Origin of the sequence: Halorubrum sp. CBA1125, from assembly GCF_009742825.1 — an archaeon.
In the GTDB taxonomy this organism is placed as follows: domain Archaea; phylum Halobacteriota; class Halobacteria; order Halobacteriales; family Haloferacaceae; genus Halorubrum.
In genome coordinates, this window is record NZ_WPCE01000276.1 from 1 (window position 1) to 2762 (window position 2762).

General features: G+C 69.4%; 2 protein-coding genes. One reads left to right on the forward strand and one right to left on the reverse strand.

The features are described 5' to 3' along the window. Nucleotides 1-532, reverse strand: a 532-nt coding sequence (locus GJ633_RS15565) for a DUF309 domain-containing protein (RefSeq protein WP_321169125.1), incomplete at its 3' end; no start/stop codon positions are given. Nucleotides 533-714: 182 nt separating this feature from the next. On the opposite strand from GJ633_RS15565, the gene GJ633_RS15570 reads away from it, so the two are divergent. Further along, the gene (locus tag GJ633_RS15570; RefSeq protein ID WP_321169126.1) at nt 715-2556 is read left to right on the forward strand and encodes a cation:proton antiporter; all 1842 of its coding nucleotides are present in this window, start codon (nt 715-717) and stop codon (nt 2554-2556) included. Nucleotides 2557-2762 lie beyond the last annotated feature (206 nt).

Consider the following 2762-nt stretch of genomic DNA (forward strand, 5'->3'; position numbering starts at 1 on the left):
CGCCGCCGCGGCCGCGAACGTCTCCTCGTCGCCGGCGCGACTGCTTCGGCCAGCGCGGGGGCGGCGAGCAGCGCCGCCGCGAGGTCGAGGTCGTCGGAATCCGGGGGCCGCGCCCGTCGATCCGGATCGACGGCGGCCGCGCGCGCTCGATCGTCTCCGGGTCGGCGGCGAGGCGTCGGCACCACTCGCGGACGGACCGCACGTCCACGCCTCGGTGGTCGTCACCGACCGCCGAGAGGTACTTTTCCCCGTTCGCCGCGCACCCGGTCGCACCCGACCAGTTCTGGTTCCCGGCGTGGTGGGTCGCCGCCGCGGCCGCGATCAGCCCGTGGAGCTGCCGCTCGTCGCCGCCGCCGTCGAGCGGGAGCCACGCCTCCTCCCACGGGTCGTGCGCGGCGAGCACGTGTCCCTCGTTGAAGAGGGCCGCGCCCGCCGCGATCGCGGTGAGGACCTCGGGGCGATCGGCATCGCCGGGGGCGCCGTTGCCGCCGGGATCGTCGTGGTCACCGGGACCGTGCTCGCGATCGCTCACGTCGACTCGTCGCGACGGCGGTACATAAGGGCTGAGGCCGCCGGTCGCCGGCCGTCGGAGACGCCGACGGGATCGCTTCACCGCCGACAACAGATCACCTCGGACCGCCCGCGCTCGCACGGAGCACCAGTACACTAACCACGAGGGGGACCGTACGCCGATCAGACGTGTCCAGCAGCCTGGTGCCGGTCATCGCGGCGATCCTCGTGTCGGGGCTCGTGGTGCAGCTGCTGGCTCACCGGCTGCGGGTGCCGAGCGTCGTCTTCTACCTCGCTATCGGCGTGGTGTTGGGGCCGGAGGTACTGGGGCTCGTGACCCTGGAGACGTTCGGGAGCGGCCTGGAGATCGTCGTCGGGATCAGCGTCGCGATCGTCGTCTTCGAGGGGGCGTTCGCCCTCCGGATCGAGCGGATCCGACGCGCGTCGACGGTGTCGCTCCGGCTGGTGACGGTCAGCGCCCTCGTGATGTTCCTCGGGACCGCGCTGGCCGTCCGGGTCTTCGGGGGCGGAGACTGGGAGATCGCGCTGCTCGTCGGCGCGCTGCTCGTGGCGACCGGACCGACCGTCATCACGCCGATACTCAACGTCGTCCGCGTCAGAGACCACGTCGCGACCGCGCTGGAGACCGAGGGAATCGTCAACGACGTGACCGCGGCGATCGTCGCGGTCGTCGTCTTCGAGACCCTGTTGCTCGACGACCTCGGCGTCCCCGCGACGGTCCTCTCGTTCCTCCAGCGGTTCGGCGTCGGCGTGGCGGCGGGCGTGCTCGCCACGGTCGTCATCTACCTCCTGTTGGACAGCTCGTTCGTTCCCGAACGCGACGTGCAGGCGTCGCAGTTCCTCGTGTTGGCGGCGGCGGTCGGGTCGTTCGCGGCCGCGGAGGCCGTCGCACCCGAGGCGGGCATCGCGGCGGCAGCCACGAGCGGGATCCTCCTCGGCAACCTCGACATCGACAACAGAGCGGAGATCGAGCGGTTCGCAGAGAACACGACGCTCGTCGTCCTCTCGTTCGTCTTCATCTCGCTCGCCGCGCTGATCGACGTCGAGGCGATACTCGGACTCGGCGCCGGGGCGATCGCGATCGTCCTCGTGGTCATGCTCGTGCTCCGGCCCCTGGGAGCGATCATCGCCACCGCCGGCGTCGAGCGCTTCACGTGGCCCGAGCGGCTGTTCATCGCGGGCGTCGGCCCGCGCGGGATCATCCCGGCGAGCGTGGCCACGCTCTTCGCCATCGAGCTGGAGCTGGCGGGCAACGTCGCGGCCGGGGAGCTCCTCGTCGGCACGGTGTTCGCGGTCATCTTCGCGACGGTCGCGGTCGAGGCGGGGCTCGCGCGACAGATCGGCGAGTTCCTCGGAGTGTCACCAATGCGCACGATAATCATCGGCGGGGGCCGGGTCGGCCGGGCGCTCGCCACACGACTGGAGAACAGAGGCGAGTTCGTCGTCGTCGTCGAGCGTGACGCGGACGCCGTCGAACAGGCGCGCTCGACGGGGTTCACCGTGTACGAGGGCGACGGCACCGACACGGAGGTGCTCCGCGAGGCGAACGTCGAGGACGCCAAGCGGCTCATCGCGACCACCGCGGACGACGACGTCAACCTGCTCGCGTGTCAGCTCGCGATCACGAAGTTCGACGTCGGATCGGTGTACTCGCGGGTGAACGACCCGGACAACGTCGACGCGTTCGAGAGCATCGGCGCGGCGGCCATCGACGCCTCGACCGCGACCGCGGTGGCGATCGACGACGAGATCGAGCGGCCCGCCCTCACCCACTGGATGAACGAACTCGGCGACAGCCACGACGTCCAGGAGGTCGAGGTGACCTCGGAGAAGCTCGCGGGCAAGAGCATCGAGGAGCTCAACTCGGAGATCCCCGACGGGACGTTCGTCGCCGTCGTCAGCCGCGACGGTGAGAACCACGTCCCGTCGGCCGACAGCGTGCTCGAATACGGCGACCACGTCACGTTCATCGGCGACGCCGACGCGGTCAGGCGGGCGATGAACCGGTTCCATCCACACGACTAGGGCGTCGAGGGTCGATGTTCCCGATCGGGACCGGTGATCTCATCGTGTCACAACCGGATCGTATGAGATCATTTCACGCAGCTTCCTGCGAATCAGGCGTGAAATGCGGACCCAACGATGCGGTCGTCCTCGCAGAGAATTACAAAGATACGTTCGTAATGTAAGAGGCGATCCGGAACGGGAATTTCGATGTTTCAAACTTCCGT